Below are 24,148 nucleotides of genomic sequence, written 5' to 3'. Positions count from 1 at the left end.
AAGGGAACAAAGTGATGATGATGCGAATTCAAACGCGTTCACGTGTACTGTTGGCTGGCACACTGCTTTCAGCTCTCCTTGCAGCAGCGCCTGTAGCGCTCGCGGACACGCCGCCCGATACGCTTGTGCAGGCATGGGCCATCGACGATATGATTTCGCTCGATCCTGCTGAGGCGTTCGAACTTTCCACCGGCGAAATCACCGGCAACACCTACGACATGCTGGTGCGCCTCGACGCCAACGACACGACCAAGGTTATCGGCGGCATCGCGGATAGCTGGACCGTCTCGGATGACGGCCTGACCTATACGTTCAAGCTGAAGCCGGACATCAAATTCGCATCCGGCAACCCTATCACCGCAGAAGATGTTGCCTGGTCGTTCGAGCGCGCCGTAAAGCTCAACAAGAGCCCGGCCTTTATCATCCAGCAATTCGGCCTCACGTCGGACAATGTCGCGGAAAAGGCCAAGGCCGCTGACGCTGGCACCTTCGTATTCATGGTAGACAAGGCTTACGCGCCAACCTTCGTGCTGAACTGCCTCACAGCTACCGTCGGCGCGGTGGTCGATTCGAAGCTGGTCAAGGAACATGTCGCGGCAGTCACCCCCAGCGACGAATACAAATTCGACAACGACTTCGGCAATGGCTGGCTGAAAACCAACTATGCAGGTTCTGGCCCCTTCAAGACCCGCGAGTGGAAGGCCAACGAGGCAGTCGTCATCGAGCGCAACGACAATTACTATGGCGAAAAGGCCAAGCTGGCCCGCGTGGTCTACCGTCACGTCAAGGAAAGCGCGACACAGCGCCTGATGCTGGAAAAGGGCGATGTCGACGTTGCGCGCAACCTCCAGCCGGGCGACTTTGATGCCGTCAGCAAGAATGCTGATCTGGCCGTCACTGCAGCGCCCAAGAGCACGGTCTATTACTTCAGCCTCAACCAAAAAAACGAAAAGCTGGCCAAGCCGGAAGTTCGTGAGGCGTTCAAATACCTCGTCGATTACGACGCGCTTCAGGATACTCTTCTGAAGGGCATCGGCGAAATCCACCAGAATTTCCTGCCGAAAGGCATTCTCGGTGCGCGCGACGACAATCCTTACAAGCTGGATGTCGCCAAGGCTAAGGAATTGCTGGCGAAGGCTGGCCTGCCGGATGGCTTCTCGGTCACGATGGACGTGCGCAGTCAGCAACCCGTCGCTGGCGTCGCGGAGTCTATTCAGGCTACTGCCGCGCAGGCTGGCATCAAGATTGAAATCATCCCCGGCGATTTCAAAACCATCCTGACAAAATACCGCGCGCGTCAGCACGATATGGCGATCCTGCAATGGGGCGTCGATTATTGGGATCCGAATTCAAACGCGGAAACCTTCGCGACCAATCCCAACAATGCCGACGATTCCATGAACAAGACGCTGGCATGGCGAAATGCGTGGGATGTCCCGGCCGATCTCCAGCAGGAAACGAAGGACGCGCTCACCGAACGTGACGCCGACAAGCGCTCGAGCATGTATGCGGACATTCAGCAGAAGGTTCGCGACACCGGTCCGTTTATTTTCCTGTGGCAGGAAACGGAAATCGCCGGCCTGCGCAAAAACGTTCAGGGCTTCAAGCTCGGGCCGACATTCGACACCAACTTCGTCGCGCCGGTCTCGAAGTAAGGCGCGGGGGTTCCGCCATTGGCGAACACCGCTGATCGTGTGTCCACGAGAGGGAGGCGCCGCTCCGGCGCCTCATCTCTGGCGTGGTCGATTCTGAGTTTTCTTGTCGTCGCGGCGATCACCTTTCTGGGCCTGATCACCGTGACGTTCTTCATCGGGCGCGTCATACCGATTGATCCCGTTCTGGCGATTGTCGGCGACCGCGCGCCCGCAAGCGTAGTCGCTGCCGCGCGCAAGCAATATGGCTTCGACCTGCCGCTTTGGGATCAATATCTCCTCTATCTCACCAAGGCGCTCAAAGGCGATTTCGGCAATTCCGTCCTGTCCACTTATCCGGTCATGGACGACATTCGCCGCGTGCTGCCTGCCACCCTCGAGCTTGCCACCGTTGGCACTATCATTGGCCTGCTGCTCGGCATTCCGCTTGGCGTGCTTGCTGCCGTGAAGCGCGACAGCCTCATCGACCAGATCGTCCGGGTCATTGGGCTTGTCGGATATTCCGTGCCCATCTTCTGGCTTGGTCTGATGGGACTCCTCGTCTTCTATGCACGTCTCGGCTGGGTCGAAGGACCGGGTCGAATCGGCGTGGCATACGAATACAGTTTCACGCCGATCACCGGCCTTTTCCTTGTCGATGCGATCCTTCAGGGCGATTGGGATGTTTTTCGCGATGTGTTCCGCCACATCATTTTGCCGGGCGCTCTTCTTGGTTATTTTTCAATGGCCTACATAAGCCGCATGACTCGATCCTTCATGTTGAACGAGTTGTCGCAGGAATATATCGTTGCCGCCCGCGCCAAGGGCCTTTCCGAAACACGCGTCATCTGGGGCCATGCGTTGCGCAACGCCGCCGTCCCGCTTGTCACGGTCATTGCACTCTCTTACGCGACGCTGCTTGAAGGCTCCGTTTTGACAGAAACCGTTTTCGCGTGGCCGGGCATCGGCTCCTATCTCTACAACTCGCTGCAGAACGCAGACATGAACGCCGTGCTCGGTGGCACCATCGTCATTGGCGCGCTGTTCATCGCTCTCAACCTCCTGTCGGATCTGCTCTATCGTGTCCTCGATCCGAGGACGCGCACATGAGCGATGTGGCTATGTCCCGGCGCGAATGGCTGCTGAGCGAGCGGCCGCAATCCCGGCTGCAAGCACGTCTTGGCCGCGCCTATATGAGCTGGCAGCGCTTCGCCGCAAACCGGCTCGCGCTGATCGGCCTTGCGATCATAATCATGCTGTTGCTGGTAGCTGCATTTGCCCCCGTCCTTGCGCCTTATTCGCCTGTTGCGGGTGATCTGCGGCAGGGGTTGAAGCCACCCGGTTGGGAACATTGGATGGGCACCGACGACCAGGGCCGGGACATCCTCTCACGCATTATCTACGGCTCGCGGCTCACACTCTATGTCGTCGTGCTGGTTGCGATTCTCGCTGCACCCATCGGCTTGCTGGTCGGCACGGTTGCGGGCTATGCGGGCGGCTGGATCGACACCGTTCTCAGCCGTATAACGGACATCTTCCTCGCCTTCCCCAAGCTCATTCTGGCGCTCGCCTTTGTTGCCGCATTGGGGCCGGGAATCGAAAACGCCGTCATCGCCATCGCCATAACGTCATGGCCGCCCTATGCCCGTATCGCGCGCGCCGAAACGCTCACGGTTCGCAATTCGGATTACATCGCCGCAGTGCGCTTGATGGGCGCTTCGCCCGCGCGCATCGTCGTGCGCCACATCATGCCGCTCTGCATTTCGTCGCTCATCGTGCGCGTCACGCTCGACATGGCTGGCATCATCCTCACCGCCGCGGGGCTTGGCTTCCTCGGGCTCGGCGCACAACCACCCTTGCCGGAATGGGGTGCGATGATTGCATCCGGCCGCCGCTTCATTCTCGACCAATGGTGGGTGGCTGCCATGCCCGGCATGGCGATCCTCATCGTCAGCCTCGGCTTCAATCTGCTCGGCGATGGCCTGCGCGATGCGCTTGATCCGCGGGGGGCCGGGCAATGAGCGCTCTGCTCACGGTCGAAGATCTCCGCGTTGCCTTTCACACCCGCACCGGCACAGTCGATGCCGTGCGCGGCGTGTCCTTTGAGCTTGGCCGCGAAAGGTTAGGCATTGTCGGCGAATCTGGTTCGGGCAAATCGCAGACTGGTCGCGCGATCATGGGCCTGACGCCGCCTCACGCAGAGGTCACCGCGCGCAAGCTGGATTTCGATGGCATCGACCTGACGAATATATCGGCCCGCGCGCGCCGCGATTTGCGTGGCGACCGCATCGCCATGATCCTGCAAGACCCCAAATATTCGCTCGACCCGGTCATGACCATCGGCAGGCAGATCGTCGAATCCATTCAGGCACACGAAAAGATCGGCAAGAGCGAAGCGAGCAAACGCGCCTTGGCGATGCTGGAAAGCGTTCAGATTCGCGACCCCGCCCGTGTTTACGATCTTTATCCGCACGAGGTTTCGGGCGGCATGGGCCAGCGCGCCATGATAGCCATGATGCTCATCGCCAATCCGCAGCTTTTGATTGCAGACGAGCCAACCTCGGCGCTCGACGTCACCGTCCAGCTTGACGTACTGCGCATTCTCGATCAGCTCGTAACCGAGCGCGGCATGGGGTTGATATTCATCTCCCACGATCTGCGTCTGGTGTCCTCCTTCTGCGATCGCGTCATCGTCATGTATGCGGGGCGTATCGTGGAGCAGCTCAAGGCATCCGAGCTCAATCAGGCGCAGCACCCCTATACACGGGGCCTGCTTGATTGCATGCCGCGCCTCGGCGCTGCAGACCGTCATCCGCTTCCAACGCTCGACCGAAAGCCGGAGTGGGCGCTTTGACCAACGCGCTGGAGCTTGACCGCGTCGAAGTGGTCTATGACGATTTTCACGCGTTGAAAGGCGTTAGCCTGGCGGTCCAGCCGGGCGAAGCCTTCGGTCTTGTTGGTGAGTCTGGTTCGGGCAAATCGACAATTCTGCGCGCCATCGCGGGCTTGGCTCCAGTCGCATCCGGCACAATCAATATCGATGGCCAAAGCTTATCGAAGCGCCGCGACAAGGCGTTTTATCGTTCCGTACAGATGGTGTTTCAGGATCCATATGGTTCGCTGCACCCCCGGCAGACAGTCGACCGCCTGTTGCAGGAGCCGCTTGCAATCCACGGCATTGACGATCAGGAGCGGCGCATTGTGCGGGCACTGGAAGAGGTCGGCCTCGGCACTGGCTTCCGCTTCCGCTATCCGCATCAGCTTTCCGGCGGCCAGCGCCAGCGTGTTGCGATTGCGCGTGCGCTTATCGTTGAACCTTCAATTTTGCTGCTTGACGAACCGACCTCGGCGCTGGATGCATCGGTGCAGGCGGAAGTGCTGAACCTGCTGGAAACGGTGCGCAAGGCGCGCAAGCTCACCTTCCTGCTTGTCAGCCACGATCTCGCGGTCGTCGCGCATATGTGCGACCGCCTGATGGTCATGCAGCACGGTGAGGAGGTGGAGCAACTGCTTTCGACTGAGTTATCGGCGCGAAAAGCCCGACAGCCCTACACGCAGAAGCTTATCGAAGCCAGCACCGGTTTCCGTAGATAGCCGCTGACTTGGTTTTTATGATTTTGTCACCCTTCATCCGCCTGCAAACAACAAAAGGCCCGGCGCATCGCCGGGCCTTTGTCTAATCCGATCCCGTGATCAGTAATAATTGCTCGGGCAACGCGCTTCATAGATACGGCCGTACTCATCGCGATAGCGGCAAATGCCTTCACGCGGGTTGCCGTTATTATCCATTGCCTTGCCGACCAGCGCGCCGGCAACCGCACCAACTGCACCGCCGATCAGGGCGTTGCGGGTGTCGCTGCCGCCAGCGGCAGTACCCAGCGCAGCGCCACCGACGCCACCGATTACCGCGCCTTTTTCGGCGTTTGTGCAGGCCGCCAGCGGAACAAGCAGCGCAAGGCCGATAATGAGCTTCTTCATTGATAACACCTCCAGAAATGACCCTTCGAGCGCACTATTGCACGGATGCCCCTACAACCCTCGCAACGCATTCAAGCCAGATTGGCTCCACCTGCACTGCAATTTTTGCGCAGCACCCGTTGTCCCAACGCCCGCCACAAGCAGGCAGAAGATGGCAGCGGCAAGGCGAAGCATCAATTAAGCCTTGATTCGCCCAGTTTTGGCGCAACCGTTGCGTGCAGAAATCAGGAGATTGGCGAGTTCCACAAACCCGGCCGCACCCTTGCCCTTGGCAACAAAACCTGGCGGCGATGTCAGCGAATCGGCGAAATCGAGCACATTTGCCACGCCGACGCTGTTTTTAAAAAAACCGAACATGGGCTGATCGTTTGGGCTGTCACCGACAAACACGATTTCCTCGTTTTGCTCGTCGATATCGATGTCAAAGCAATCCTTGAGAAACACGCGCGTGGTGCTGAGCTTGTCATACCCACCAAACCAGCCATTCACATGGATTGATGAGATTTTGGCTGTGGCCCCCGCGTCTTGAAAAATCTCGACAATCCGCTCGACCGCACTGCGGGGCAGGGCGGGTACGTCTTCGCAAAAATCAATCGCCAGATCAGCCTCGCGGTAGGCTTGGTCGGCAGCCACGGCAGCGCCCGGAACCTCGCGCAAAACGCGCTCGCGGATCGCTTCCAGTCTTTGCTTGTCCGCTGCGCGCTCTTCATCAGATTTCGCGTAATAGCGCAGCATTCGCTTTTGCCTGTCGTCGTAACGAAAATAGAATGCGCCGTTCTCGCCCACCACGCCGTTGACCGGCCATTGCCGCGCGATCAAATCGCACCAGCCCGCGGGCCGTCCCGTGATCGGCGCAACGACAAGCCCCGCACGCTGCAACGCTTCCAGCGCGGAATAAGCCGACGCAGGCAGGCGGCCATCCTGGGTCAGCGTATCGTCAATGTCGGTCAGCACAACGCGCACCTTGCTGCGCTTGTCCTCGCTGAACTCGGAAAGCGGCTTGCTGCTTATCATGCCGTATCTATCTGGTTTGGAGTGGTGCCCAGACGCGGATTTGAACCACGGACACGCGGATTTTCAATCCGCTGCTCTACCAACTGAGCTATCTGGGCCTGATGCAGTTTCGTGAGAAACAGCCTTGCTCAAACGGGGGAAATCCCGGAGAGCGCGTGGGTTATAGCATGCGATTTCTGCCTGTCCAGCGCCCCATGATCGAAATTTCTCTGATTGATGCATCATGCTGAAATTTCGAGGTTTTCTTGCACAATCGGCTTTGGAAATCGCCTTCGGCGAATCAACAAGCGCTATCGGCGTTCAATTTTCGCCAGTTCCTTCTTCATCCGCATCGCCTTTCGATCCGATAACATACGAACCTGAAAGCCAGCGATTCAGATCAAGATCTTTGCAGCGAGACGAGCAGAACGGATAGTTCTCGCGCGAGGATGGCTTGCCGCATTCCGGGCAGGCCCTGCGCGCGCGGATGGGCGTTACTTTGGAATTGTCGTCTGTCATTTCCGTCCCGGCTTCGGTTGCCCGACCGCGAGCCATGAGAAAAGCACGGGATATCCGTCGCCGGTCAGCAGCGAAACCGTCTCGTAAAGCGGCAGGCCCACGACGTTCGTGTATGAACCGACGAGCTTTACGACGAAACTCCCCGCCAGCCCCTGCACGCCGTAAGCGCCCGCTTTGCCCCGCCATTCGCCGGAGGCGAGATAGGCATCGAGTTCCTGCCGCGAGAGCCGTTTGAACCGCACGCGCGTCTCGACGAGCCGCTGACGCAGCTTTCCATCGGGCGTAATCAGGCAAATGCCGGAATAGACGCGATGTGTTCGGCCCGACAGCAATTTCAGGCAATTGGCCGCTTCGTCGAGAATCTCGGCCTTCGGCAAAATGCGACGCCCAACAGCCACAACCGTATCGGCAGCCAGAACGAAAGAAGGCTCGTAATCCTTCTCTTCCTTCAGGCGCTCGGCGGCAGCTTCGGCCTTTTCGCGCGCAAGCCGCTTCGCAAGCGAGCGCGGATGCTCCGCGCGCAGCGGCGTTTCGTCGATGTCGGTCGGAAACACACGATCCGGCTCAATGCCGGCCTGCTGCAACAGCTCGATACGGCGCGGCGAGCCGGAAGCGAGTACGAGCTTTTTCTCGGCGCTCATCTATTTGAAACGATAGGTGATGCGGCCCTTGGTCAGGTCATAGGGTGTCATTTCCACCAGAACCTTGTCACCCGTCAGAACACGGATGCGGTTCTTGCGCATACGACCGGCGGTGTGGGCAATGATCTCGTGCTCGTTTTCGAGCTTTACGCGGAACATCGCGTTGGGCAGCAATTCCGTAACCGTGCCCGGAAATTCGAGGACTTCTTCCTTCGGCATTCTCTACCTTTGCATGGAATGAGGCGTCTTCGGCTGTGCCGAAAAACTGGCGGAACCTATAGTATCAAGATCGATTTGTGAACCTTGGATTTGAAACAACTGCGCCTAACCGCGCCAATGCAGTACGCAGACCAAAGTAAACAGCCGCCGGGCGGTGTCGAAATCCATCTCGATTTTGCCGGCAAGACGATCCATCAGCGTTTGCGAACCCTCATTGTGCAGGCCGCGCCGCCCCATATCAATAGCTTCGATCTGGCTCGGCGTCGATGAGCGGATCGCGTCGTAATAGCTCTCGCAGATCATGTAATAGTCTTTGACGATGCGCCTAAATGGCGTCAGCGACAGAATATGCGTTACAACCGGCTCGCTATTCTCGCGCGAAATCGCGAACACCAAGCGCGATTCTACCAATGAAAGCCTGAGCTTATAGGGTCCGGCATCGTCATTCACCGGGGCGAAGCTGTTCTCTTCGATCAGGTCGAAAATCGCGACCGCGCGCTCATGCTCCACGTCGGGCGTCGAACGGCCGATTGTCTCGTCCAGTTCGACGTCTACGAGCTTTGCATTGGTTCGCCCAGTCCCCGACATTGAAGCCTACATGTTCAGCCTGATAGCGACCGAGCGTCCATGCCCATCCAGGCCCTCGGCGTTGGCAAGAGCAATTGCAGCCGGCGCAAGCTGGCGCAACTGTTCCGGGCCAAGCTTTAGAATAGACGTGCGCTTGACGAAATCGAGCACCGAAAGACCTGATGAAAAGCGAGCTGATCGCGCTGTCGGCAAAACGTGATTCGAGCCGCCGACATAGTCGCCAATGACCTCCGGCGTATGTCGACCGATAAACACCGCGCCGGCGTTGCGCATACGAGCGAAAAACGCCTCCGCTTCGTCGAATGCCAGTTCGACATGCTCCGCCGCGATGCGATCCACCAGCGGCAGTGCATCATCCAGCTTCGCCACCAGAATAATCGCGCCGAAATCGCGCCAGCTTTCCTCGGCATGTTCGGGCCGCGGCAGCGCTGCGATCTGCCGATCCACTGCCGCCGCCACCGCATCTGCAAACGCCGCATCATCGGCAATCAGGATCGATTGCGCCCCGCCGCCATGTTCGGCCTGCGCGATCAGGTCAGCCGCAATCCAGTCGGGATCATTTGCGCTGTCAGCCACGACCAGCACTTCCGATGGGCCAGCGATCATATCGATGCCGACCTTGCCGAACACCTGCCGCTTGGCGGCCGCCACATAGGCGTTGCCGGGTCCGACAATCTTGGCGACAGGCTCTATCGTTTCAGTGCCATGGGCCAGCGCCGCGACAGCCTGCGCTCCACCCACGCGATAAATTTCGGTGACACCCGCCATATCTGCCGCGACCAGCACCAGCGGGTTGATCGCTCCACCCGTAGCGGGCACCACCATCGCAATGCGCTCGACGCCAGCGACGCGGGCCGGAATCGCGTTCATCAAAACCGAACTCGGATAGCTCGCCAAGCCGCCCGGCACGTAAAGGCCCACCGACTGAACCGCAGTCCAGCGGGAGCCCAATTCCACGCCGATTGCATCGACGTAGCGGTCATCCTTCGGCATCTGGCGCTTGTGGTGAGACTCGATGCGGTCCCGTGCAAAACGCAGCGCCTCGACGGTCTTCGCATCCGCCTGAACGTAGGCGGCTTTTATTTCATCCGGCGTAACGGCAATGCCCATCGCGCCAAGATCGGCGCGGTCGAACTTCTGCGTCAGTTCGATCAGCGCCGCGTCGCCGCGCGCCCGCACATCGGCGATAATATCGCGCACGACCTTATCGACTTCCGGCGAAGCCTCGCGCTTCGTCTCAAGAAAGGCGGCGAATGCGCTCTCAAAGCCGCTATCCGTCTGGTTTAATCGAACAGGCATCTCAAACCTTATGCGCCGGGCGCGAAGAAGCTTCCCAGGCGCCTCCTAAATCTGCAAGCCGAGCTTCGACGCACTCAACCTGCACCCGGATTGCGCCACCGCCGGCAAACAACAGTTCAATCGTTCCGGCAGGTTCATCGTCGGCGGCAAAGCCCATGGCCAGCAGCGACAGAATCTCCTTCGGCTTGTCACGCTCAATACCGGCCGATTGCACACCCAGCACGCGGTCGAATTGCAGCACTGCGTTGCGGCGCTCATTGTGCTGCCGCACAACGCCTTTTGCAGCTTCCCACGCAAAACGGTTCATCGGCAGGATGAGGCGTTTATGCGCCGCATCGAACTGGATTTCGCCGACCTTCAAAACCGCGTCCTGCACATGGGCAGAAACGATATCCAGATCGTCGGCATCAAGAGCGATGAGTTTCAGTGGTGTCATTCAGCGGTTCCCGGCTGCGCAGATCAGGGCTTTGTTATGCGCTTGCGCGAACTGGCGCAACCGGCTCGCCGCATAGCACAACCCTATTTGCACGACATCCATGCCGCTCATTGGGATGCCCCGCACGCATCCGCGCGCAAGGCGCGGCAATTTGCCGATCATAAATTTCGAGAATCAAAAAATTCCAAGTGATTTAGGTTAACAAAGAGTGTATATGATGTTATACCTATGCGGGGTTTGGGCACATGAGCAAACATAACATCAGCGAATACTCCGTGGACCTGACGGAATTGGAAGTCCTTGTTGAACCTGAAAGCGGCGATGTGTTCTGCATCTTCGAATTCGAGGAAGAGCCGACATTGATCGTGCGCATGAATCGGTTCCGCTTCAAGAACTTCCAAAACAAATCAAAGGCAGCGCTGGCGCGACTGCTCCACTGAGCGTTCCTCAGCTGGAGAGCCGCTCGATCTGCGCTCCGCAGTTGGAGAGCTTTTCTTCAAGCCGTTCAAAGCCACGGTCGAGGTGGTAGACGCGGTTGACGATGGTTTCGCCCTCTGCGGCAAGTCCTGCGATAACCAGCGACACGGAAGCGCGCAGGTCAGTCGCCATCACAGGTGCGCCACGCAGCCTTGAAACGCCATCGATCACCGCCGTTTGACCGGACAACGAAATATGCGCGCCCAGGCGCGCCAGTTCCTGAACGTGCATGAAGCGGTTTTCGAAGATCGTCTCGGTAATGTGCGACTTGCCCTTTGCCATCGTCATCAGCGCCATGAACTGCGCCTGAAGATCAGTCGGGAAGCCGGGGAACGGTTCAGTCACAACGTCGACTGGCGTGATGCCTGCGCCATTGCGCTTCACGCGTATGCCTTCATTCGTAGGCGTGATTTCCGCACCGGTCTTGGCAAGCACATCGAGCGCTGATTGCAGCAATTCGGGCCGCGCACCTTCAAGCAACACGTCGCCGCCGGTCATGGCCACCGCCATCGCGTAGGTGCCGGTTTCGATGCGGTCTGGAATCACGCGATGGCGCGCGCCGGAAAGCGACTCGACACCCTCGATCGTGATGGTCGAAGTTCCCGCGCCGGAAACTTTGGCGCCCATCGCGTTCAGGCAATCGGCAAGGTTCACGACTTCCGGCTCACGCGCGGCGTTTTCCAGCACGGTTTCACCGCGCGCCAGCGTCGCCGCCATCATCAGCACGTGGGTCGCGCCGACTGAAACCTTCGGGAACACATAGCGATTGCCGCGCAGCCGGTTGCGCGCGGTGGCTATAACATAGCCGCTCTCAACATCGATTGCCGCGCCAAGCGCCTGCAATCCGTCAATGAACAGATCCACCGGGCGCGTGCCGATTGCGCACCCGCCGGGCAGCGAAACGCGTGCTTCGCCCATGCGGGCCAGCAGAGGGCCAACCACCCAGAAGCTGGCGCGCATTTTGGATACAAGCTCATAGGGAGCCGTTGTGTCCACGATGTTTCGCGCCGAAAAATTGATCGTGCGGGCGTAAAGCTCGCCCTGCTTTTCGCGGCGTCCGTTCACTGAATGATCGACGCCGTGATTCCCCAGAATGCGGATAAGCTGCTCGACATCGGCCAGATGCGGCACATTCTCCAGCGTCAGCGTGTCGTCGGTAAGCAGCGATGCGATGATCAGGGGAAGGGCGGCGTTCTTCGCGCCGGAGATCGGAATACGGCCTCGCAGCTCGTTCCCTCCGACGATTTTGATTCGATCCATGAAAAATCTTTCTATCCGGTTCCGACCGGTAAATAGCGAAGCGCCCGTCTATCTCATTGCGCTCTATGGTTCAAGAAACGGCCCTCTCCAGACGAGCCATCAAGCTTTCACGTCTTTTTCTCGGTGCTTTCCGCACTCTTGTCGGCCTTTCGCTGTCTGGCCTGTGCCTTCCGCTTGAGAAGGTTTGCGCGCAGTTCCGCAGCCTGCCTCGCCTTGCGGCGCTCTTCGCTGGTCGCGTTGTTTTTCTTTTCAGCGGTCAAAGGTCAATTCGTCCCAAGGTCAGTCAAGATCAACAGACAATGGCATATTTGCGGCCTGGCTGTGCGTTCCACAAGGGTTGTTGAATGTGCGGCTTTGATCAGGTGTGCATAATGCTGTGCAGGAAAATGTGGCGGAATGGCTTTTCCCGTGTTGACGAACGATGTGAAATCAAGGAAAAGCCGCCCGATGCTGCCGTAGCTCAGTGGTAGAGCACTCCCTTGGTAAGGGAGAGGTCGAGAGTTCAATCCTCTCTGGCAGCACCAGCTTTTCCCGACATGATCTTAAGCCGGCGCCTGAAAAACAGGGCTGCTTTGCTGTGATTGATTATTTTAGAATTATCTGAAATATTAGCGCCCGGTGCTTATTCAAGACGAACTGGGACGCGATGAAGACAAGGACGTTTGCACTTTATAGCGCTGGCGGTTTTGCTCGCGAAATCGCTTCAGACCTGATCGTCTCGATAAATTCGCGAATGACCGATGAGGAAATCGAATTGATCTTCATCGATGATGATCCATCCGCGCAGGGCAAGCTGGTTCAGGGCAACAGGGTGGTTTCGTATGGTGAGGCGAAAACCATCCCCGGCCTTAAAGTCAACATTGCTTTCGCGCCGCCCGCCCTGCGCAGGCGCAAGCATGAGCAATGCGAGGCAGACGGGCTCGAGTTTTTCAATGTATTCGCGCCGACCAGCCGCATAGGTGAAAATGTGGAGCTTGGCAGCGCCGCGATTTTCGCGCACCTGTCCACCGTCACTTCGGATGCAAAGATCGGCAAGGCGTTCCATTGCAATATTTATTCTTATGTGGCGCATGATTGCATCGTTGGCGATTTCGTCACCTTTGCGCCGCGCGTTTCGCTGAATGGTCGCATAAAAGTCGAAGACGATGTTTATGTCGGTTCCGACGCCACCTTTCTCCCCGGCAAGCCGGAAAAATATCTGACAATCGGAAAGGGTGCCGTTATCGGTGCCGGCGCTGTTGTCACGAAAGATGTAGAGCCCGGCGCAGTTGTTGTTGGTAATCCGGCAAAGCCTCTGAACGCAGTTGCCCGCAATGAACGGCAAGCTGCATAGACATTGGTTGAAACGCGCGAAAACTTGCACTAAACGGATACTCAAGTCGTTTTGCAGTCCGCAAAGCGTTCCGTAACAAGTTGAAGTTGTTGTCTTTGGGGTGGATTTTGTTTTCACCTCGCAGCACCATTTCGGTGTCGGCATCTCCGGTTTCTGCGAACACCGCGCCGCAGCCGACAGCGAAGGAAAACCATGCAGCCCATCGCCTTAACTGGTCTTGCTCGCGATTTGGCCCGCCGTGCGGATGAGGGCAGGCCGGTTCGCATCGGTGTTATCGGCTCCGGTGAAATGGGCACCGATCTCGTTACCCAATGCATGTTGATGAAGGGCGTTGAGCTTGCGGCCATGTCCACCCGCAGGCCGCACACGGCGCGCAATGCCGTTCGCATTGCCTATGGAGACGAGAACCGCGCTGTCGAAGCGCAGACCGCTTCCGCTGTCACACAAGCCATCGAAGCCGGAAAACTTGCGATCACCAGCAATGAGTTGCTCGTTACGAATCCGCTGCTCGACGTCATTATTGACGCTACCGGAAAGCCCGGCGTTGCGGCAGATTTCGACCTGATGGCGATGGAACACGGCAAGCACGTCGTGATGATGAACGTCGAAGCAGATGTCACCATCGGACCATATCTGAAGCAGCAGGCGGACAGGCTCGGCGTGCTCTATTCCATCGGCGCAGGCGATGAGCCCTCAAGCTGCATGGAACTAATCGAATTCGCCACTGCGCTTGGCTACACAATCGTGGCGGCAGGCAAGGGGAAGAACAACCCGCTTAATCACGACGCGGTGCCGGACGACTATCGTGAAGAGGCCGAGCGCAGGAATATGAACCCGCGCATGCTGGTCGAATTCGTTGACGGCTCCAAGACGATGGTCGAGATGGCGGCAATCGCCAACGCCACCGGGCTGGTGCCGGACATTGCAGGAATGCATGGGCCAAGCGCCGGTCGTGATCAACTGGCTAAGATGTTGATTCCGCAGGAGGACGGTGGCGTTCTGTCACGCAAAGGCGTGGTCGATTACACGATCGGAAAGGGCGTTGCGCCGGGTGTTTTCGTCGTAGTGGAGGCCACCCATCCTCGCATCATCGAGCGCATGGACGACCTGCATGTCGGTCACGGCCCATATTATGCGTTTCACAGGCCCTACCATCTCACGTCGCTGGAAGTTCCGCTGACGGCAGCGCGAATTGTGCTTTACGGCAAGCCGGACATGGTGCCGCTGCCGCGCCCCGTCGCGGAAGTTTGCGCTGTGGCAAAGCGTGACCTGAAGCCCGGTGAAAGCCTAGATGCTATCGGCGAGACCTGTTACCGTTCATGGACCATGACGGTTAAGGAAGCGCGGCAAAACAAGGCGATTCCAGTCGGCCTGCTGGAAGGCGGCAAGGTGCTGAAGCCCGTGGCGAAAGGCGAATTGCTGACCACGGAAAACGCAACGCCCGATACGACGACGCGGCTCTATGCCCTTCGGCGTAAACAGGACGAAATGCTGCACGGCAAATAGCGGATCAGCTTCCGAGTTCGACGGAACGTTTACGCGCGGCTTCGACAGCGTCAGCCAGCAAATTCGCCAGCTTTTCTCCGCCCATCAGCACGTCGAGCGCGGCGGCGGTCGTGCCGTTGGGGCTCGTCACCTGACGGCGCAGCTCGCCCGGATCTTCTCGCGTTTCGGCTGCAAGACAGGCCGCGCCGTAAACGGTCTGCATGGCAAGCAATCTGGCTGTTTCAACAGGCAGGCCGACCTTTTCGGCGGCTTTGGTCAGGCACTCGATGAAGTGGAAAATATAGGCCGGGCCGGAACCGGAAACGGCGGTCACGGCGTCCATCAAATCCTCGCTGTCGATGCCCGCAACTTCGCCGCTGGCAGAAAGCAGATCGCTGATCGTTTCGCGCGCGGCAGAGGTGACAGCCGGATTGGCGTAAACAACCATCATGCCCTTGCCGATGGCGGCCGGCGTATTCGGCATGCAGCGAAGCACGGGCGTACCGGTACCCAGGACGGCCTCGAAAGTCTTGATCGGCGTGCCGGCGGCAATCGAAACAAACGTCGCCGTACCTGATCCGAATTGCTTATAATTCTCAAGGACTTGGCGTATAACCTGCGGCTTGACCGCAATAACGATTATCTGCGGAGTTGCACCGGCGGGCAGGTCTTGCGAACTGCTTCCAGTCGCGACGTTCAAGCCAGCAGCGCGGTCGCGCAACGCATCATTGGGCTCAACGACAAACACTTCGGAGGACTTCAGCTTGCCGGATTTCAGCCAGCCCGAAAGCATGGCGAAGCCCATATTTCCGCAGCCGACAAGCACCAGTTTCAAGGTCATATCCACTCTCCGTTTGGCACTGCTTTAAAGGTAGTCAGGCCAAACGGAAAGGGCGGAGGCAGCTCAATGGAAGCTGCCGAACGAAAACGGGTTGGCGTCGAAACCGAGGCGCGGCCTGTCCGAATTGGTTTGGGCGTCGCTCTTGATCGAGCCGGTCGTGGTGGTGTCGACCAATTGTTCCTGCGCTACAGGCTTGTCAATCTTGACCGTGTGCTTGGTTTCTCCAGCAGCGAAAGCGGTGTTCGACAGTGCCAGAATTGCAGCCAATGCGATGGATGCGGTTTTCATCTCTTTGTTTCCTTTGATGAATCTCAAAAACCGTACATGTACACAAAAATGTACATATATCGATTTTGGCCGCACTTCAACTAGAAAATGTACGTGTACAATTTTTTTTGGAATGACGACTGGAGCTTAAAATTCGTCCCGCATTCGCCGGGATCGCCCAGCGGTGCGATCTCGCAATCGATCACGGAGCGCATACCGGCATCGATCATTCTATCAGCAAAAACGGCAGGTTCGCCGAAGGGAAATTTCGGGAACGTGATCAAGAGCGACACCGCGCCATGAATGGTGGCCCAGAGCATTGTGCCGATGGCGAAAACATCGCCCTTCATCTGCCCGCGCGAAACTGCCGCATCGATCTGCGATAAAAGCAGGTTCAGGCACGGGTTGTTCTTTTTCAGCGTGTCGAACGTTTCGTCTTCATGCTGATGCGCCTTCGGCGTCATGAAAACGGTGATGTATTCATTGGGGTTTTCGATGGCGAAAGCGGCATACTCATTTAGCCCGCGACGTATAGATTCCAATGGGTTATCAGTTTGACGGCTGGCTACGCGGCGCGCCAGGGTAGCGAAAGCATCCTCCGCGACGGCGAGCAAAATTTCGTCTTTATCTGCAAAATAGGAATAGACGGACATGGGCGCGTAACCGACCTTTTCGGCCAGTTTTCGGATGGTCAGCCCCTCATAACCTTCCTCGGCAATGAGTTCATGAGCAGCCGATAATAGTTCGGCGCGGGTATCCGCTTTTTGGCGTTCTCGGCGCGACATAGCCGGGGCGTTCATGGGTCGATTCCTCGCATGATGTGTAAATATACGTCGTACGAAAGCGGTTTCAACGGCACTTTTGGCGCAAACGATGGGGTGTTTTTCCCGCAAAATATGAAGTTTCAGGTAAAATACGCCCGTATAACTTTCAGAATATGCCGTAAAACTGATGTTTAACGCTTTATTCTGAGGCAGGTCTTAGCCTTAATGGAACATTCGAGAGCAGTCGGCGGGAATGATGGAAGGCGAGGACGAAGCAGAAAAGGCGACGCGGGCTATCCCCTCGCTGGCGCATGCGCTGGAGGAGGCGAGGGCGCGCGCGAAGCTGCACTATGAGTCGGCCATTTTGGCGGATGCCGATGAGTATGAGCCTGTGCAGGACAGCTTGACCGCGAAACATGGTTCGCTGCTGGATTTTGCACAACCCGGTTCGAACCGGCCTGTAGAGCTGGAGAGCAAGGCGCAAATTGCGCGCATGGCAGTGGAAGCGGATATTGCGCGCCGAACACTGGCGGGTGGGACGGCGAAAGCGGCATACGACATGCAAGAGAGCATGGACGAGATGCGCGGCGCGCTTCTGGAATGTCTTGAGGCGGTTCGGGAATGCCGGGAACTTGTTCGGGCAATGGCAATCCGGCGCGACCGCAATTATTTCTGAAATCTGGTTGGTTTTCGCTTTTGCGGCAAAAGGCGACGCAAGCGCGGATTGCGCGGCTGACGTTTGTTGATTATCGCCGGACACACCAAGTTCCGGAGGCAAGCATGGCTCAACGAATCGACGGCAGGCAGATCGCAGAGGACGTGGTCGCGCAGGTCAAGGAACGAGCGACCAAGCTTATCGCGGACAAGAACATTCAACCCGGACTGGCGGTGATTATCGTCGGCGTAGACCCGGCGAGCCAGGTCTACGTTGCGTCCAAGTCGAAAAAGGCCAAGGAATGCGGGTTCAAGTCGGTGCAGCACACGCTGCCGGCAGACACCAGCGAGGCCGACCTTCTGGCGCTGATCGCGAACCTTAACGCGGACAAATCAATCCACGGCATTCTGGTGCAATTGCCGCTACCCGGCCATATCGATTCGGGTCGGGTGATCCAGACCATCGCGCCGGAGAAGGACGTTGACGGGTTCCATTTCGTCAATGTCGGCAAGCTGGTTACGGGCGAGACGGAAACGGCGTTCGTACCCTGTACGCCGGCCGGTTCCATGATTCTGATCGAACGCGTGCGCGGCAAGGATTTGTCGGGGCTGACGGCAGTTGTGGTGGGGCGATCCAACATTGTGGGCAAGCCTATGGCGAGCCTGCTGCTGGGCGCCAATTGCACGGTGACGGTTGCGCATAGCCGCACCAAGGATTTGCCTGCCGTTTGCCGCACGGCCGATATTCTGGTCGCGGCGGTTGGGCGACCTGAGATGGTGAAAGGTGATTGGGTGAAGCCCGGCGCTACAGTGATCGATGTCGGCATCAACCGGATTTCGACCCCGGATGGTAAAACGCGTCTGGTCGGCGATGTGGATTTTGCAGAGGCGGAAAAGGTGGCGGGCGCGATCACGCCGGTGCCGGGCGGGGTAGGGCCGATGACAATCGCCTTGCTGATGGCGAATACACTCGTTTCCGCTTATCTTGCCGCCGGACTGGAAAGGCCTCGATTCTAGGCTAGCAAGTGCGGTTTCCAGCAACCGGGGCGGCGGATGGAAGAGGAAGTGCAGACAAATTTGACGGAGGTGGCCCAACGCGGAGCGGATGCTCAGGTGCGCCATCGGCAATTCGCCTTCCTGATGGTCGAAAAATTTCCGATGTTCTCGCTGGCCGCCGCAATCGACATTCTGCGCTCGGCAAACCGCCAGTTGGGTCACAATTTCTATAGCTGGATCACGGTTTCCGCCGACGGCGAGTCGGTGATGGCGTCGAATGGCTTGCCGGTGAAGGTGGATTACAGCATCGCCGATGTTCCCAATGCCGACATTCTGTTTGTAGCAGCGGGGCTTTCGCTGGAGTTTCCCGGCAAGAGCAAGGTGTTGGCCGGATTGCGGAAGTGGGGACGACGCGGCGGGGCGCTCGGCGCGCTTTCGGTCGGCTCACATCTGCTGGCCGCAGCAGGGCAACTGGACGGCCATCGCTGCACAATTCACTGGGAAAATCGCGCGTCGTTCATGGAGGCATTTCCGGGGATCGAATGCTCCGGCAACGTGTTTGAAATCGACCGCAAGCGATATACTTGCGCCGGCGGCACGACTTCGATCGACTTGATGTTGGCAGTGGTGCGCGATGATCTGGGACCGGGCATCGCCAACGAGGTCGCGAACCAGTTCAACTATGAGCGGATTCGCTCAGCTTCGGACCGGCAACGGCGCGGCCCCGAACGCGACCTGATGGGCAAATCCGAGAAGCTTAAAAAAATCGTCGAGCGCATGGCCGATACGTTGGATGAGCCGCTGTCGGCAGTGCAACTGGCGAAGTCGGCAGGACTGTCTGTGCGGCAGGTGGAACGGCTGTTTTTGCGGCACATGAACATGACGCCGGGCAAATATTACACGCGCCTGAGACTGGAGCGCGCCCGCGAATTGCTGCGGCAGACGAACATGCCGATTCTGGATATTGCCGTTGCGACGGGGTTCGCCTCGCACTCCTATTTTGCACAGAGCTACCGCCAGCATTTCGGCAGACCACCGAGCGAAGAACGCCGCACGACTTATTGAGGGATGGCGGGACAGAATCTCGATACCCCGGCAAATTCGACGGCGCGCCATTGTAACATTCGGCTCGTTTGGATAGCGTCGCGCGACCGAATCCACGAGGGCAAATCATGCAGCTATTGGCGCGGGCGTTTCTTGTATTCTTCGCAATAATGGCGGGCGTGATTGGCGTGCGCGCCGAAGACCGCGCTATCATCGTGCTCGATGCCTCCGGCTCCATGTGGGGGCAGATCGACGGCAAGCCGAAGCTGGAAATTGCCCGCGAAGCGCTGCGCACCGTTTTGCAAAGCATGCCTGCCGACCTTGAGCTTGGCCTGATGGCTTACGGGCATCGGCAAAAGGGAAGCTGCGAAGATATTGAGCTGGTCGTGCCACCCGCAAAAGGCACCGCTGCGGCTATCACTACCGCTGCCGACCAGATGAAATTTCTCGGCAAAACGCCGCTTTCCGCCGCGGTAAAAAAAGCTGCGGAAGACCTGAAATACACCGAGGAGAAGGCGACAGTCATTCTCATTACCGATGGTTTGGAAACCTGTCAGGCAGACCCCTGCGCGCTGGGCAAGGAGCTGGAGCAAGCAGGCGTTGATTTCACGGCGCATGTCGTGGGCTTCGGGCTGACAGCCGACGAGGGCAAGCAGGTGGCTTGCCTGGCCGAAAACACCGGCGGCAAATATGTGCAGGCGTCCGACGCGCGACAACTTGAGGAAGCGCTGAAATCGACCGTGGCGGAAGCGGTGAAGCCCGCGCCCGAACCGGCTCCGCAACCGGCACCGCCTCCCGCGCCTGAACCGGCAAAAGTCGAGTTCAATATCGTGCCGAGCGCCGTGTTGAACGAGGGCGGCGAAGAACTCAAAACCACCGACCTTTCGTACAGCATTGCGCGCGCCAAACCGGACGGCACGGCAGGCGACTATGTCAGCACCGAATATGGCGCGTGGAAGGGCAATCTGGAACCGGGCGATTACATCATGACCGCCAAGGTCGATCTGGCTTCCACGGAGCAGAAAGTGACCGTTGAGGCGGGCAAAATGGCGACCCCGCATTTCGTACTGAACGCGGGCAGGCTGAACATTCGCGCTGTGCCTTCCGAAGGTGCGGAACCGGACGGCGATGCGCAGATCATCGCGGAATATCCGGGCGGGGATTCATCGGCGAATTATGGCGAACGAAAATTCGTCGTTCCTGCGGGCGACACCAAGATAACGGTGAAGCTTGGCGCGGGCGAGGTGAGCGAGACGTTCAAGGTTGCCGCCGGGCAGGTCATCGACAAGGATATCGTGGTGGGCGTGGGAACGGCGGTTATTTCGTCCGTCTATGCGGCGGGCGGTGAAAAGGTCGACTCCGGCAATCTTTACACACGCATTTTCAAGGCGACGAAGAAGATCGACGGTACGCGCGAACAAGTGGCGTATGATTACGGCACCGATCCTGATTTCGATCTGCCTGCCGGAGACTATGTCGCCGTTGTGCAAATGGACGCTGCGACCGTCGAGCAACCGTTATCGATGAAAGTTGGCGAGCGCAGGGAAGAAACCGTTGTGCTGAACGCTGGCGTTCTGGCGGTTGAAGCGCCAGGCGCAAGCGAGATCCGCTTGTTTGAAGGCAAGGCGAATTTGCAGGGCGAACGGCAGGGCGTGACCTATGCCTATGGCGAGGCGATGCAATCCACCGTTCCGGCTGGCGATTATTTGCTGATCGTGACGCCAAAGGGCGACGGCGCGAAGAAAGAACAGCCGGTTACGATCAAGGCCGGCGAGCGCTCCGAGGTCAAAGTCCAATGATGATTTTGCGCATCGCAGTGTTGGCTGGTGTTATGGCGGTTTCGGCCGCCGAGGCGGCAAGTGTTTCGCTGGACTTGCCGGGTGACGCGACGAGTGAAACGGTGAACTATGACTGCGGCGGGCAGAAAATCGCTGCGACCTACATCAACGCCGGAGACAATTCGCTCGCCGTGCTGAAGATGGGTGATCGCGTGGTCGTGACGGTTGCCGTGCTGGCCGCAAGCGGCGCAAAATATGCCGGGCAGGAATTGATCTGGTGGACGAAGGGCGACGAAGCCACCCTGTACGATTTGCATAACGGTGAGAACGATCCCGGCAAGATCTGCCGGAAATTCGAATGAGCGTCGGCTGCGAAAGGCGCTTTTCTACGCTTCCGGTGCTCATGTACTAAAAGTACATTCCGCTCCGGTTCTCGAAAATCACCATTCTCGCCAAACGCTGATCCGAATTTCTGCGCCGAGCCATTCCGCTAAAGCATTCGCGGGCGCGTTATCCGCGAATCGGATTTTTGCGGAATCTCAAAACGGTCAAGCAAACGCCCACCCGCAAATATCAGAACTTCTTCGTTCTCCCGGCTTTGAACGGGTTGGTCCCTGCTTTCAAATTCCACGGTAATATTTGACTCTGGCGCGTCGTGAAAAGCGCTCAGCACCACCCGCGCAAGGGCGACCGCGAATGTCGGCGGCACGATGAGCCACAGGGCTTTGATGGCGTCGGGCGAGGAACGGTATGTCGCGAAAAAATCCTGCCAGAAACTGTAGGTTTCCATTTCCACTCCCCATGAGTTGAGTGGTCACCGAGGAGCGATATTTGCCCCATTGCCCCTCTGGTGACCGGGGAGGTAACAAACCGCGCAAAGACGGCTGCCACGGCTTTTAAGCCGAAGCTCTGGACATGGCCGTGGCCTCCCCGGCGAAACCGAGGACGCGTCGTTTTCGCACGACACTGACCGCTTTACGAGGGATTGTTACATCCCGGAATTGGTCGAAGACCGATTCCAATCGCAGCCTTATTCCGTAACTTGCTAAAATGGAAGAGGCATTTGGCACGAATGATTCAACGTCCGCGCTGCCCCTCATCCCGCAAACACGCTTGCGCCTTCGTCGGCGCGGCCAGCCATCTGGCGCATGCCGAGGAACAATTCACGGCCCATGCCAAAATCATTGGCCGAAAGGTCGACGACAGGCGTCGGGCGCGCGCGCAGCTCATCCATCGAAATCAGGACGTCGAGTACGCCAGCCTCCGCATCCAGCCGCACGATGTCGCCGGTGCGAACCCTGCTGATAGGGCCGCCATCCAGCGCTTCCGGCGTGACGTGGATCGCGGCGGGAACCTTGCCGGATGCGCCCGACATGCGGCCATCGGTGACCAGCGCGACGGAGTATCCGCGATCCTGCAGGATGCCGAGCACAGTCGTGAGCTTGTGCAACTCGGGCATGCCGTTCGCCTTCGGACCCTGAAAGCGGATAACGGCCACGAAATCGCGGTCGAGTTCGCCCGCCTTGAACGCGTCGTTCAACGCCTGCTGGCTGTCCAGCACGAGCGCGGGCGCCTCTATGTAGCGGCGCTCCGGCTTGACGGCGGAGGTCTTGATGATGGCATGACCGAGATTGCCGGTGAGCACCTTCAACCCGCCAGTGGTTTGGAAGGGCTGCTTCGCAGTGGACAGAACCTTGGCGTCGCCGCTGATTTCCGGCGCAGGAACACGCGTGACGCTGCCATCCGGCGCGAGCCGAGCTTCGACCGTGTAAGGGCTTAGGCCCTCGCCCCAGACCGTCTGCACGTCTTCGTGCAGATGACCGGAATCCAGCAATTCGCGGATGAGGAAGCCCATGCCGCCAGCCGCGTTGAAATGGTTCACATCGGCAAGCCCGTTCGGATAGACGCGCGCTAGAAGCGGCACGGCTTCGGACAGGTCGGAAATGTCCTGCCAGGTGAGCCGGATGCCCGCTGCTGCCGCAATGGCAATGAGGTGCATGGTGTGGTTGGTCGAGCCGCCCGTCGCATGCAGGCCAACGACGCCGTTGACGATGGAGCGCTCGTCGATCATGCGGCCAACGGGCGTGTAGGCATTGCCAAGATGCGTGATCTCCAGCGCGCGCTTTGCGGCCTCGCGGGTCAGCGCGTCGCGCAGCGGCGTGTTCGGGTTGACGAAGGATGCGCCGGGCGTGTGCAAACCCATGATTTCCATGAGCATCTGATTGGAATTTGCCGTGCCGTAAAAGGTACAGGTGCCGGGGCCATGATAGCTTTTGGACTCGGCTTCCAGCAGTTCGGCGCGGCCAACTTTGCCCTCAGCGTAAAGCTGGCGGACCTTGGCCTTTTCATCGTTTGGCAGGCCGGAGGTCATTGGCCCGGCGGGAATGAAAATCGCAGGCAGATGGCCGAAGGTGAGCGCGGCAATCGCCAGGCCGGGCACGATCTTGTCGCAGACGCCGAGATAGACGGCGGCGTCGAACATGTTGTGCGACAGGCCGATGGCGGTGGCCATCGCAATGACGTCACGGGAGAACAGCGAAAGCTCCATGCCGGGCTGCCCCTGCGTGACGCCATCGCACATGGCCGGAACGCCGCCCGCGACCTGCGCGATTCCGCCAGCCTCGCTCGCGGCTTCCTTGATGAGCGCGGGGTAGGTTTCGAACGGCTGATGCGCCGAGAGCATGTCGTTATACGAGGTGATGATGCCGAGGTTCGGAACCTTGTCGCCCGAAAGCGCGACCTTTTCCGACGGCGTGCAGACGGCAAAGCCGTGCGCGAGATTTCCACAGGAAAGCACACCGCGATTTGCGGTGCGCCCGGCGGCAGCAGCAACGCGATCCAGATAGATTTCGCGGGTGAGCCTGGAGCGCTCGCGGATGCGCTGGGTAATGGATTCGATTTCTCGTCTGGCAGTCATGGCGTTTGCCTTTTTGGGTAACGACCCT

28 protein-coding genes and 2 tRNA genes are annotated in these 24,148 nt (G+C 58.6%); 14 read left to right on the top strand and 16 right to left on the bottom strand.

Annotated elements, in window-relative coordinates; translation table 11 throughout:
* Positions 1-17: 17 nt before the first annotated feature.
* The 5 genes from DY251_RS13090 to DY251_RS13070 are packed head-to-tail and all read left to right on the top strand — an operon-like array spanning position 18 to position 5,225.
* Positions 18-1,655, top strand: a complete 1,638-nt coding sequence (locus tag DY251_RS13090; RefSeq protein ID WP_425373300.1) for an ABC transporter substrate-binding protein — start codon at positions 18-20, stop codon at positions 1,653-1,655.
* A gap of 39 nt (positions 1,656-1,694) precedes the next feature.
* On the top strand, positions 1,695-2,741 hold the full coding sequence (locus DY251_RS13085; RefSeq protein ID WP_425373299.1) for an ABC transporter permease: 1,047 nt from the start codon (positions 1,695-1,697) through the stop codon (positions 2,739-2,741).
* A complete protein-coding gene (gene nikC / locus DY251_RS13080; RefSeq protein ID WP_116624348.1) occupies positions 2,738-3,652 on the top strand; it encodes a nickel transporter permease in 915 nt (304 codons plus the stop codon). Before DY251_RS13085 ends, nikC begins: the two co-directional genes overlap by 4 nt.
* Positions 3,649-4,485 (top strand): ABC transporter ATP-binding protein, encoded by an 837-nt coding sequence (locus tag DY251_RS13075; protein ID WP_116624347.1) that lies wholly within the window; start codon positions 3,649-3,651, stop codon positions 4,483-4,485. The genes nikC and DY251_RS13075 overlap by 4 nt, the downstream gene beginning before the upstream one ends.
* Positions 4,482-5,225, top strand: a complete 744-nt coding sequence (locus DY251_RS13070; RefSeq protein ID WP_116624441.1) for an ABC transporter ATP-binding protein — start codon at positions 4,482-4,484, stop codon at positions 5,223-5,225. Before DY251_RS13075 ends, DY251_RS13070 begins: the two co-directional genes overlap by 4 nt.
* A gap of 99 nt (positions 5,226-5,324) precedes the next feature.
* Here DY251_RS13070 and DY251_RS13065 read toward each other — a convergent pair whose 3' ends face one another.
* From DY251_RS13065 to DY251_RS13025, 9 genes are all read right to left on the bottom strand, one after another.
* Complete coding sequence (locus DY251_RS13065; protein WP_116624346.1) at positions 5,325-5,609, bottom strand: glycine zipper domain-containing protein; 285 nt, start codon at positions 5,607-5,609, stop codon at positions 5,325-5,327.
* 177 nt (positions 5,610-5,786) lie between these two features.
* On the bottom strand, positions 5,787-6,623 hold the full coding sequence (locus DY251_RS13060; RefSeq protein ID WP_116624345.1) for an HAD-IIB family hydrolase: 837 nt from the start codon (positions 6,621-6,623) through the stop codon (positions 5,787-5,789).
* Positions 6,624-6,645: 22 nt separating this feature from the next.
* Positions 6,646-6,721, bottom strand: a tRNA-Phe gene (locus DY251_RS13055).
* A gap of 202 nt (positions 6,722-6,923) precedes the next feature.
* Positions 6,924-7,121, bottom strand: a complete 198-nt coding sequence (yacG, locus tag DY251_RS13050) for a DNA gyrase inhibitor YacG (RefSeq protein WP_116624440.1) — start codon at positions 7,119-7,121, stop codon at positions 6,924-6,926.
* Positions 7,118-7,762, bottom strand: a complete 645-nt coding sequence (locus DY251_RS13045; RefSeq protein ID WP_116624344.1) for a Maf-like protein — start codon at positions 7,760-7,762, stop codon at positions 7,118-7,120. Before DY251_RS13045 ends, yacG begins: the two co-directional genes overlap by 4 nt.
* Positions 7,763-7,981 (bottom strand): translation initiation factor IF-1, encoded by a 219-nt coding sequence (infA, locus tag DY251_RS13040; protein WP_019172992.1) that lies wholly within the window; start codon positions 7,979-7,981, stop codon positions 7,763-7,765. It abuts the gene before it with no gap.
* 105 nt (positions 7,982-8,086) lie between these two features.
* Complete coding sequence (locus tag DY251_RS13035) at positions 8,087-8,569, bottom strand: UPF0262 family protein (protein WP_116624343.1); 483 nt, start codon at positions 8,567-8,569, stop codon at positions 8,087-8,089.
* A gap of 6 nt (positions 8,570-8,575) precedes the next feature.
* Positions 8,576-9,868, bottom strand: a complete 1,293-nt coding sequence (hisD, locus tag DY251_RS13030; RefSeq protein ID WP_116624342.1) for a histidinol dehydrogenase — start codon at positions 9,866-9,868, stop codon at positions 8,576-8,578.
* 1 nt (position 9,869) lies between these two features.
* A complete protein-coding gene (locus tag DY251_RS13025) occupies positions 9,870-10,304 on the bottom strand; it encodes a DUF2948 family protein (RefSeq protein WP_116624341.1) in 435 nt (144 codons plus the stop codon).
* A 245-nt stretch (positions 10,305-10,549) separates the two neighbouring features.
* Here DY251_RS13025 and DY251_RS13020 point away from each other — a divergent pair, with 245 nt between their 5' ends.
* Positions 10,550-10,744, top strand: coding sequence for a hypothetical protein (locus DY251_RS13020; RefSeq protein WP_116624340.1), 195 nt, complete (start codon positions 10,550-10,552; stop codon positions 10,742-10,744).
* Positions 10,745-10,751: 7 nt separating this feature from the next.
* On the opposite strand, the gene murA is transcribed toward DY251_RS13020, so the two are convergent.
* Both murA and DY251_RS21645 read right to left on the bottom strand, forming a co-directional pair.
* The gene (gene murA / locus DY251_RS13015; RefSeq protein ID WP_116624339.1) at positions 10,752-12,041 is read right to left on the bottom strand and encodes a UDP-N-acetylglucosamine 1-carboxyvinyltransferase; all 1,290 of its coding nucleotides are present in this window, start codon (positions 12,039-12,041) and stop codon (positions 10,752-10,754) included.
* Positions 12,042-12,148: 107 nt separating this feature from the next.
* The gene (locus tag DY251_RS21645; RefSeq protein ID WP_170971385.1) at positions 12,149-12,301 is read right to left on the bottom strand and encodes a hypothetical protein; all 153 of its coding nucleotides are present in this window, start codon (positions 12,299-12,301) and stop codon (positions 12,149-12,151) included.
* 189 nt (positions 12,302-12,490) lie between these two features.
* Here DY251_RS21645 and DY251_RS13010 point away from each other — a divergent pair.
* The 3 genes from DY251_RS13010 to DY251_RS13000 all read left to right on the top strand — a co-directional run bounded on the left by DY251_RS13010 (position 12,491) and on the right by DY251_RS13000 (position 14,880).
* A tRNA-Thr gene (locus DY251_RS13010) sits at positions 12,491-12,565 on the top strand.
* Between the two features lie 122 nt (positions 12,566-12,687).
* Positions 12,688-13,374: an LbetaH domain-containing protein gene (locus DY251_RS13005; protein ID WP_116624338.1), complete on the top strand. Its 687-nt coding sequence runs from the start codon at positions 12,688-12,690 to the stop codon at positions 13,372-13,374.
* A gap of 192 nt (positions 13,375-13,566) precedes the next feature.
* Positions 13,567-14,880, top strand: coding sequence for an NAD(P)H-dependent oxidoreductase (locus tag DY251_RS13000; RefSeq protein ID WP_116624337.1), 1,314 nt, complete (start codon positions 13,567-13,569; stop codon positions 14,878-14,880).
* A 4-nt stretch (positions 14,881-14,884) separates the two neighbouring features.
* Here the strand turns inward: DY251_RS13000 and proC are convergent, their stop codons facing one another.
* From proC to DY251_RS12985, 3 genes are all read right to left on the bottom strand, one after another.
* Positions 14,885-15,700: a pyrroline-5-carboxylate reductase gene (gene proC, locus DY251_RS12995; protein WP_116624336.1), complete on the bottom strand. Its 816-nt coding sequence runs from the start codon at positions 15,698-15,700 to the stop codon at positions 14,885-14,887.
* 63 nt (positions 15,701-15,763) lie between these two features.
* Positions 15,764-15,988 carry a hypothetical protein gene (locus DY251_RS12990; RefSeq protein WP_137113769.1) on the bottom strand — a complete coding sequence of 75 codons (225 nt, stop codon included), beginning with the start codon at positions 15,986-15,988 and terminating at the stop codon, positions 15,764-15,766.
* 80 nt (positions 15,989-16,068) lie between these two features.
* The gene (locus tag DY251_RS12985; protein WP_245415953.1) at positions 16,069-16,860 is read right to left on the bottom strand and encodes a TetR/AcrR family transcriptional regulator; all 792 of its coding nucleotides are present in this window, start codon (positions 16,858-16,860) and stop codon (positions 16,069-16,071) included.
* Positions 16,861-16,984: 124 nt separating this feature from the next.
* On the opposite strand from DY251_RS12985, the gene DY251_RS12980 reads away from it, so the two are divergent.
* The 5 genes from DY251_RS12980 (at position 16,985) to DY251_RS12960 (ending at position 21,565) form a co-directional block, all read left to right on the top strand.
* Positions 16,985-17,407 (top strand): hypothetical protein, encoded by a 423-nt coding sequence (locus DY251_RS12980; protein ID WP_116624333.1) that lies wholly within the window; start codon positions 16,985-16,987, stop codon positions 17,405-17,407.
* A 104-nt stretch (positions 17,408-17,511) separates the two neighbouring features.
* On the top strand, positions 17,512-18,402 hold the full coding sequence (gene folD, locus DY251_RS12975; protein ID WP_116624439.1) for a bifunctional methylenetetrahydrofolate dehydrogenase/methenyltetrahydrofolate cyclohydrolase FolD: 891 nt from the start codon (positions 17,512-17,514) through the stop codon (positions 18,400-18,402).
* Between the two features lie 123 nt (positions 18,403-18,525).
* Positions 18,526-19,446 (top strand): GlxA family transcriptional regulator, encoded by a 921-nt coding sequence (locus DY251_RS12970; RefSeq protein ID WP_245415959.1) that lies wholly within the window; start codon positions 18,526-18,528, stop codon positions 19,444-19,446.
* Positions 19,447-19,553: 107 nt separating this feature from the next.
* The gene (locus DY251_RS12965) at positions 19,554-21,224 is read left to right on the top strand and encodes a vWA domain-containing protein (protein WP_116624331.1); all 1,671 of its coding nucleotides are present in this window, start codon (positions 19,554-19,556) and stop codon (positions 21,222-21,224) included.
* Positions 21,221-21,565 (top strand): MliC family protein, encoded by a 345-nt coding sequence (locus DY251_RS12960; RefSeq protein ID WP_245415952.1) that lies wholly within the window; start codon positions 21,221-21,223, stop codon positions 21,563-21,565. Before DY251_RS12965 ends, DY251_RS12960 begins: the two co-directional genes overlap by 4 nt.
* A gap of 128 nt (positions 21,566-21,693) precedes the next feature.
* On the opposite strand, the gene DY251_RS12955 is transcribed toward DY251_RS12960, so the two are convergent.
* Together DY251_RS12955 and edd are read right to left on the bottom strand one after the other, a co-directional pair.
* Positions 21,694-21,993 carry a hypothetical protein gene (locus DY251_RS12955; RefSeq protein ID WP_137113772.1) on the bottom strand — a complete coding sequence of 100 codons (300 nt, stop codon included), beginning with the start codon at positions 21,991-21,993 and terminating at the stop codon, positions 21,694-21,696.
* Positions 21,994-22,299: 306 nt separating this feature from the next.
* The gene (edd, locus tag DY251_RS12950) at positions 22,300-24,120 is read right to left on the bottom strand and encodes a phosphogluconate dehydratase (protein ID WP_116624329.1); all 1,821 of its coding nucleotides are present in this window, start codon (positions 24,118-24,120) and stop codon (positions 22,300-22,302) included.
* Positions 24,121-24,148: the final 28 nt, after the last annotated feature.

The sequence above is a fragment of the Mesorhizobium denitrificans genome (assembly GCF_003403035.1).
Classification (GTDB): Bacteria; Pseudomonadota; Alphaproteobacteria; order Rhizobiales; family Rhizobiaceae; genus Mesorhizobium_G; species Mesorhizobium_G denitrificans.
The sequence above is the reverse complement of the archived record's forward strand: the minus strand, read 5'-3'. Positions and strand labels throughout refer to the sequence as shown.

Coding starts and splice junctions, on each gene's coding strand:
- yacG (WP_116624440.1), bottom strand. CDS start 7,121: ATGACAGACGACAATTCCAAAGTAACGCCCATCCGCGCGCGCAGGGCC.
- proC (WP_116624336.1), bottom strand. CDS start 15,700: ATGACCTTGAAACTGGTGCTTGTCGGCTGCGGAAATATGGGCTTCGCC.
- DY251_RS12955 (WP_137113772.1), bottom strand. CDS start 21,993: ATGGAAACCTACAGTTTCTGGCAGGATTTTTTCGCGACATACCGTTCC.
- DY251_RS12980 (WP_116624333.1), top strand. CDS start 16,985: ATGATGGAAGGCGAGGACGAAGCAGAAAAGGCGACGCGGGCTATCCCC.
- DY251_RS12965 (WP_116624331.1), top strand. CDS start 19,554: ATGCAGCTATTGGCGCGGGCGTTTCTTGTATTCTTCGCAATAATGGCG.
- DY251_RS12970 (WP_245415959.1), top strand. CDS start 18,526: ATGGTCGAAAAATTTCCGATGTTCTCGCTGGCCGCCGCAATCGACATT.
- folD (WP_116624439.1), top strand. CDS start 17,512: ATGGCTCAACGAATCGACGGCAGGCAGATCGCAGAGGACGTGGTCGCG.
- DY251_RS13000 (WP_116624337.1), top strand. CDS start 13,567: ATGCAGCCCATCGCCTTAACTGGTCTTGCTCGCGATTTGGCCCGCCGT.
- DY251_RS13075 (WP_116624347.1), top strand. CDS start 3,649: ATGAGCGCTCTGCTCACGGTCGAAGATCTCCGCGTTGCCTTTCACACC.
- nikC (WP_116624348.1), top strand. CDS start 2,738: ATGAGCGATGTGGCTATGTCCCGGCGCGAATGGCTGCTGAGCGAGCGG.
- edd (WP_116624329.1), bottom strand. CDS start 24,120: ATGACTGCCAGACGAGAAATCGAATCCATTACCCAGCGCATCCGCGAG.
- murA (WP_116624339.1), bottom strand. CDS start 12,041: ATGGATCGAATCAAAATCGTCGGAGGGAACGAGCTGCGAGGCCGTATT.
- DY251_RS13025 (WP_116624341.1), bottom strand. CDS start 10,304: ATGACACCACTGAAACTCATCGCTCTTGATGCCGACGATCTGGATATC.
- DY251_RS13060 (WP_116624345.1), bottom strand. CDS start 6,623: ATGATAAGCAGCAAGCCGCTTTCCGAGTTCAGCGAGGACAAGCGCAGC.
- DY251_RS13035 (WP_116624343.1), bottom strand. CDS start 8,569: ATGTCGGGGACTGGGCGAACCAATGCAAAGCTCGTAGACGTCGAACTG.
- DY251_RS13090 (WP_425373300.1), top strand. CDS start 18: ATGATGCGAATTCAAACGCGTTCACGTGTACTGTTGGCTGGCACACTG.
- DY251_RS13005 (WP_116624338.1), top strand. CDS start 12,688: ATGAAGACAAGGACGTTTGCACTTTATAGCGCTGGCGGTTTTGCTCGC.
- infA (WP_019172992.1), bottom strand. CDS start 7,981: ATGCCGAAGGAAGAAGTCCTCGAATTTCCGGGCACGGTTACGGAATTG.
- DY251_RS13045 (WP_116624344.1), bottom strand. CDS start 7,762: ATGAGCGCCGAGAAAAAGCTCGTACTCGCTTCCGGCTCGCCGCGCCGT.
- hisD (WP_116624342.1), bottom strand. CDS start 9,868: ATGCCTGTTCGATTAAACCAGACGGATAGCGGCTTTGAGAGCGCATTC.
- DY251_RS13020 (WP_116624340.1), top strand. CDS start 10,550: ATGAGCAAACATAACATCAGCGAATACTCCGTGGACCTGACGGAATTG.
- DY251_RS13065 (WP_116624346.1), bottom strand. CDS start 5,609: ATGAAGAAGCTCATTATCGGCCTTGCGCTGCTTGTTCCGCTGGCGGCC.
- DY251_RS12990 (WP_137113769.1), bottom strand. CDS start 15,988: ATGAAAACCGCATCCATCGCATTGGCTGCAATTCTGGCACTGTCGAAC.
- DY251_RS12960 (WP_245415952.1), top strand. CDS start 21,221: ATGATGATTTTGCGCATCGCAGTGTTGGCTGGTGTTATGGCGGTTTCG.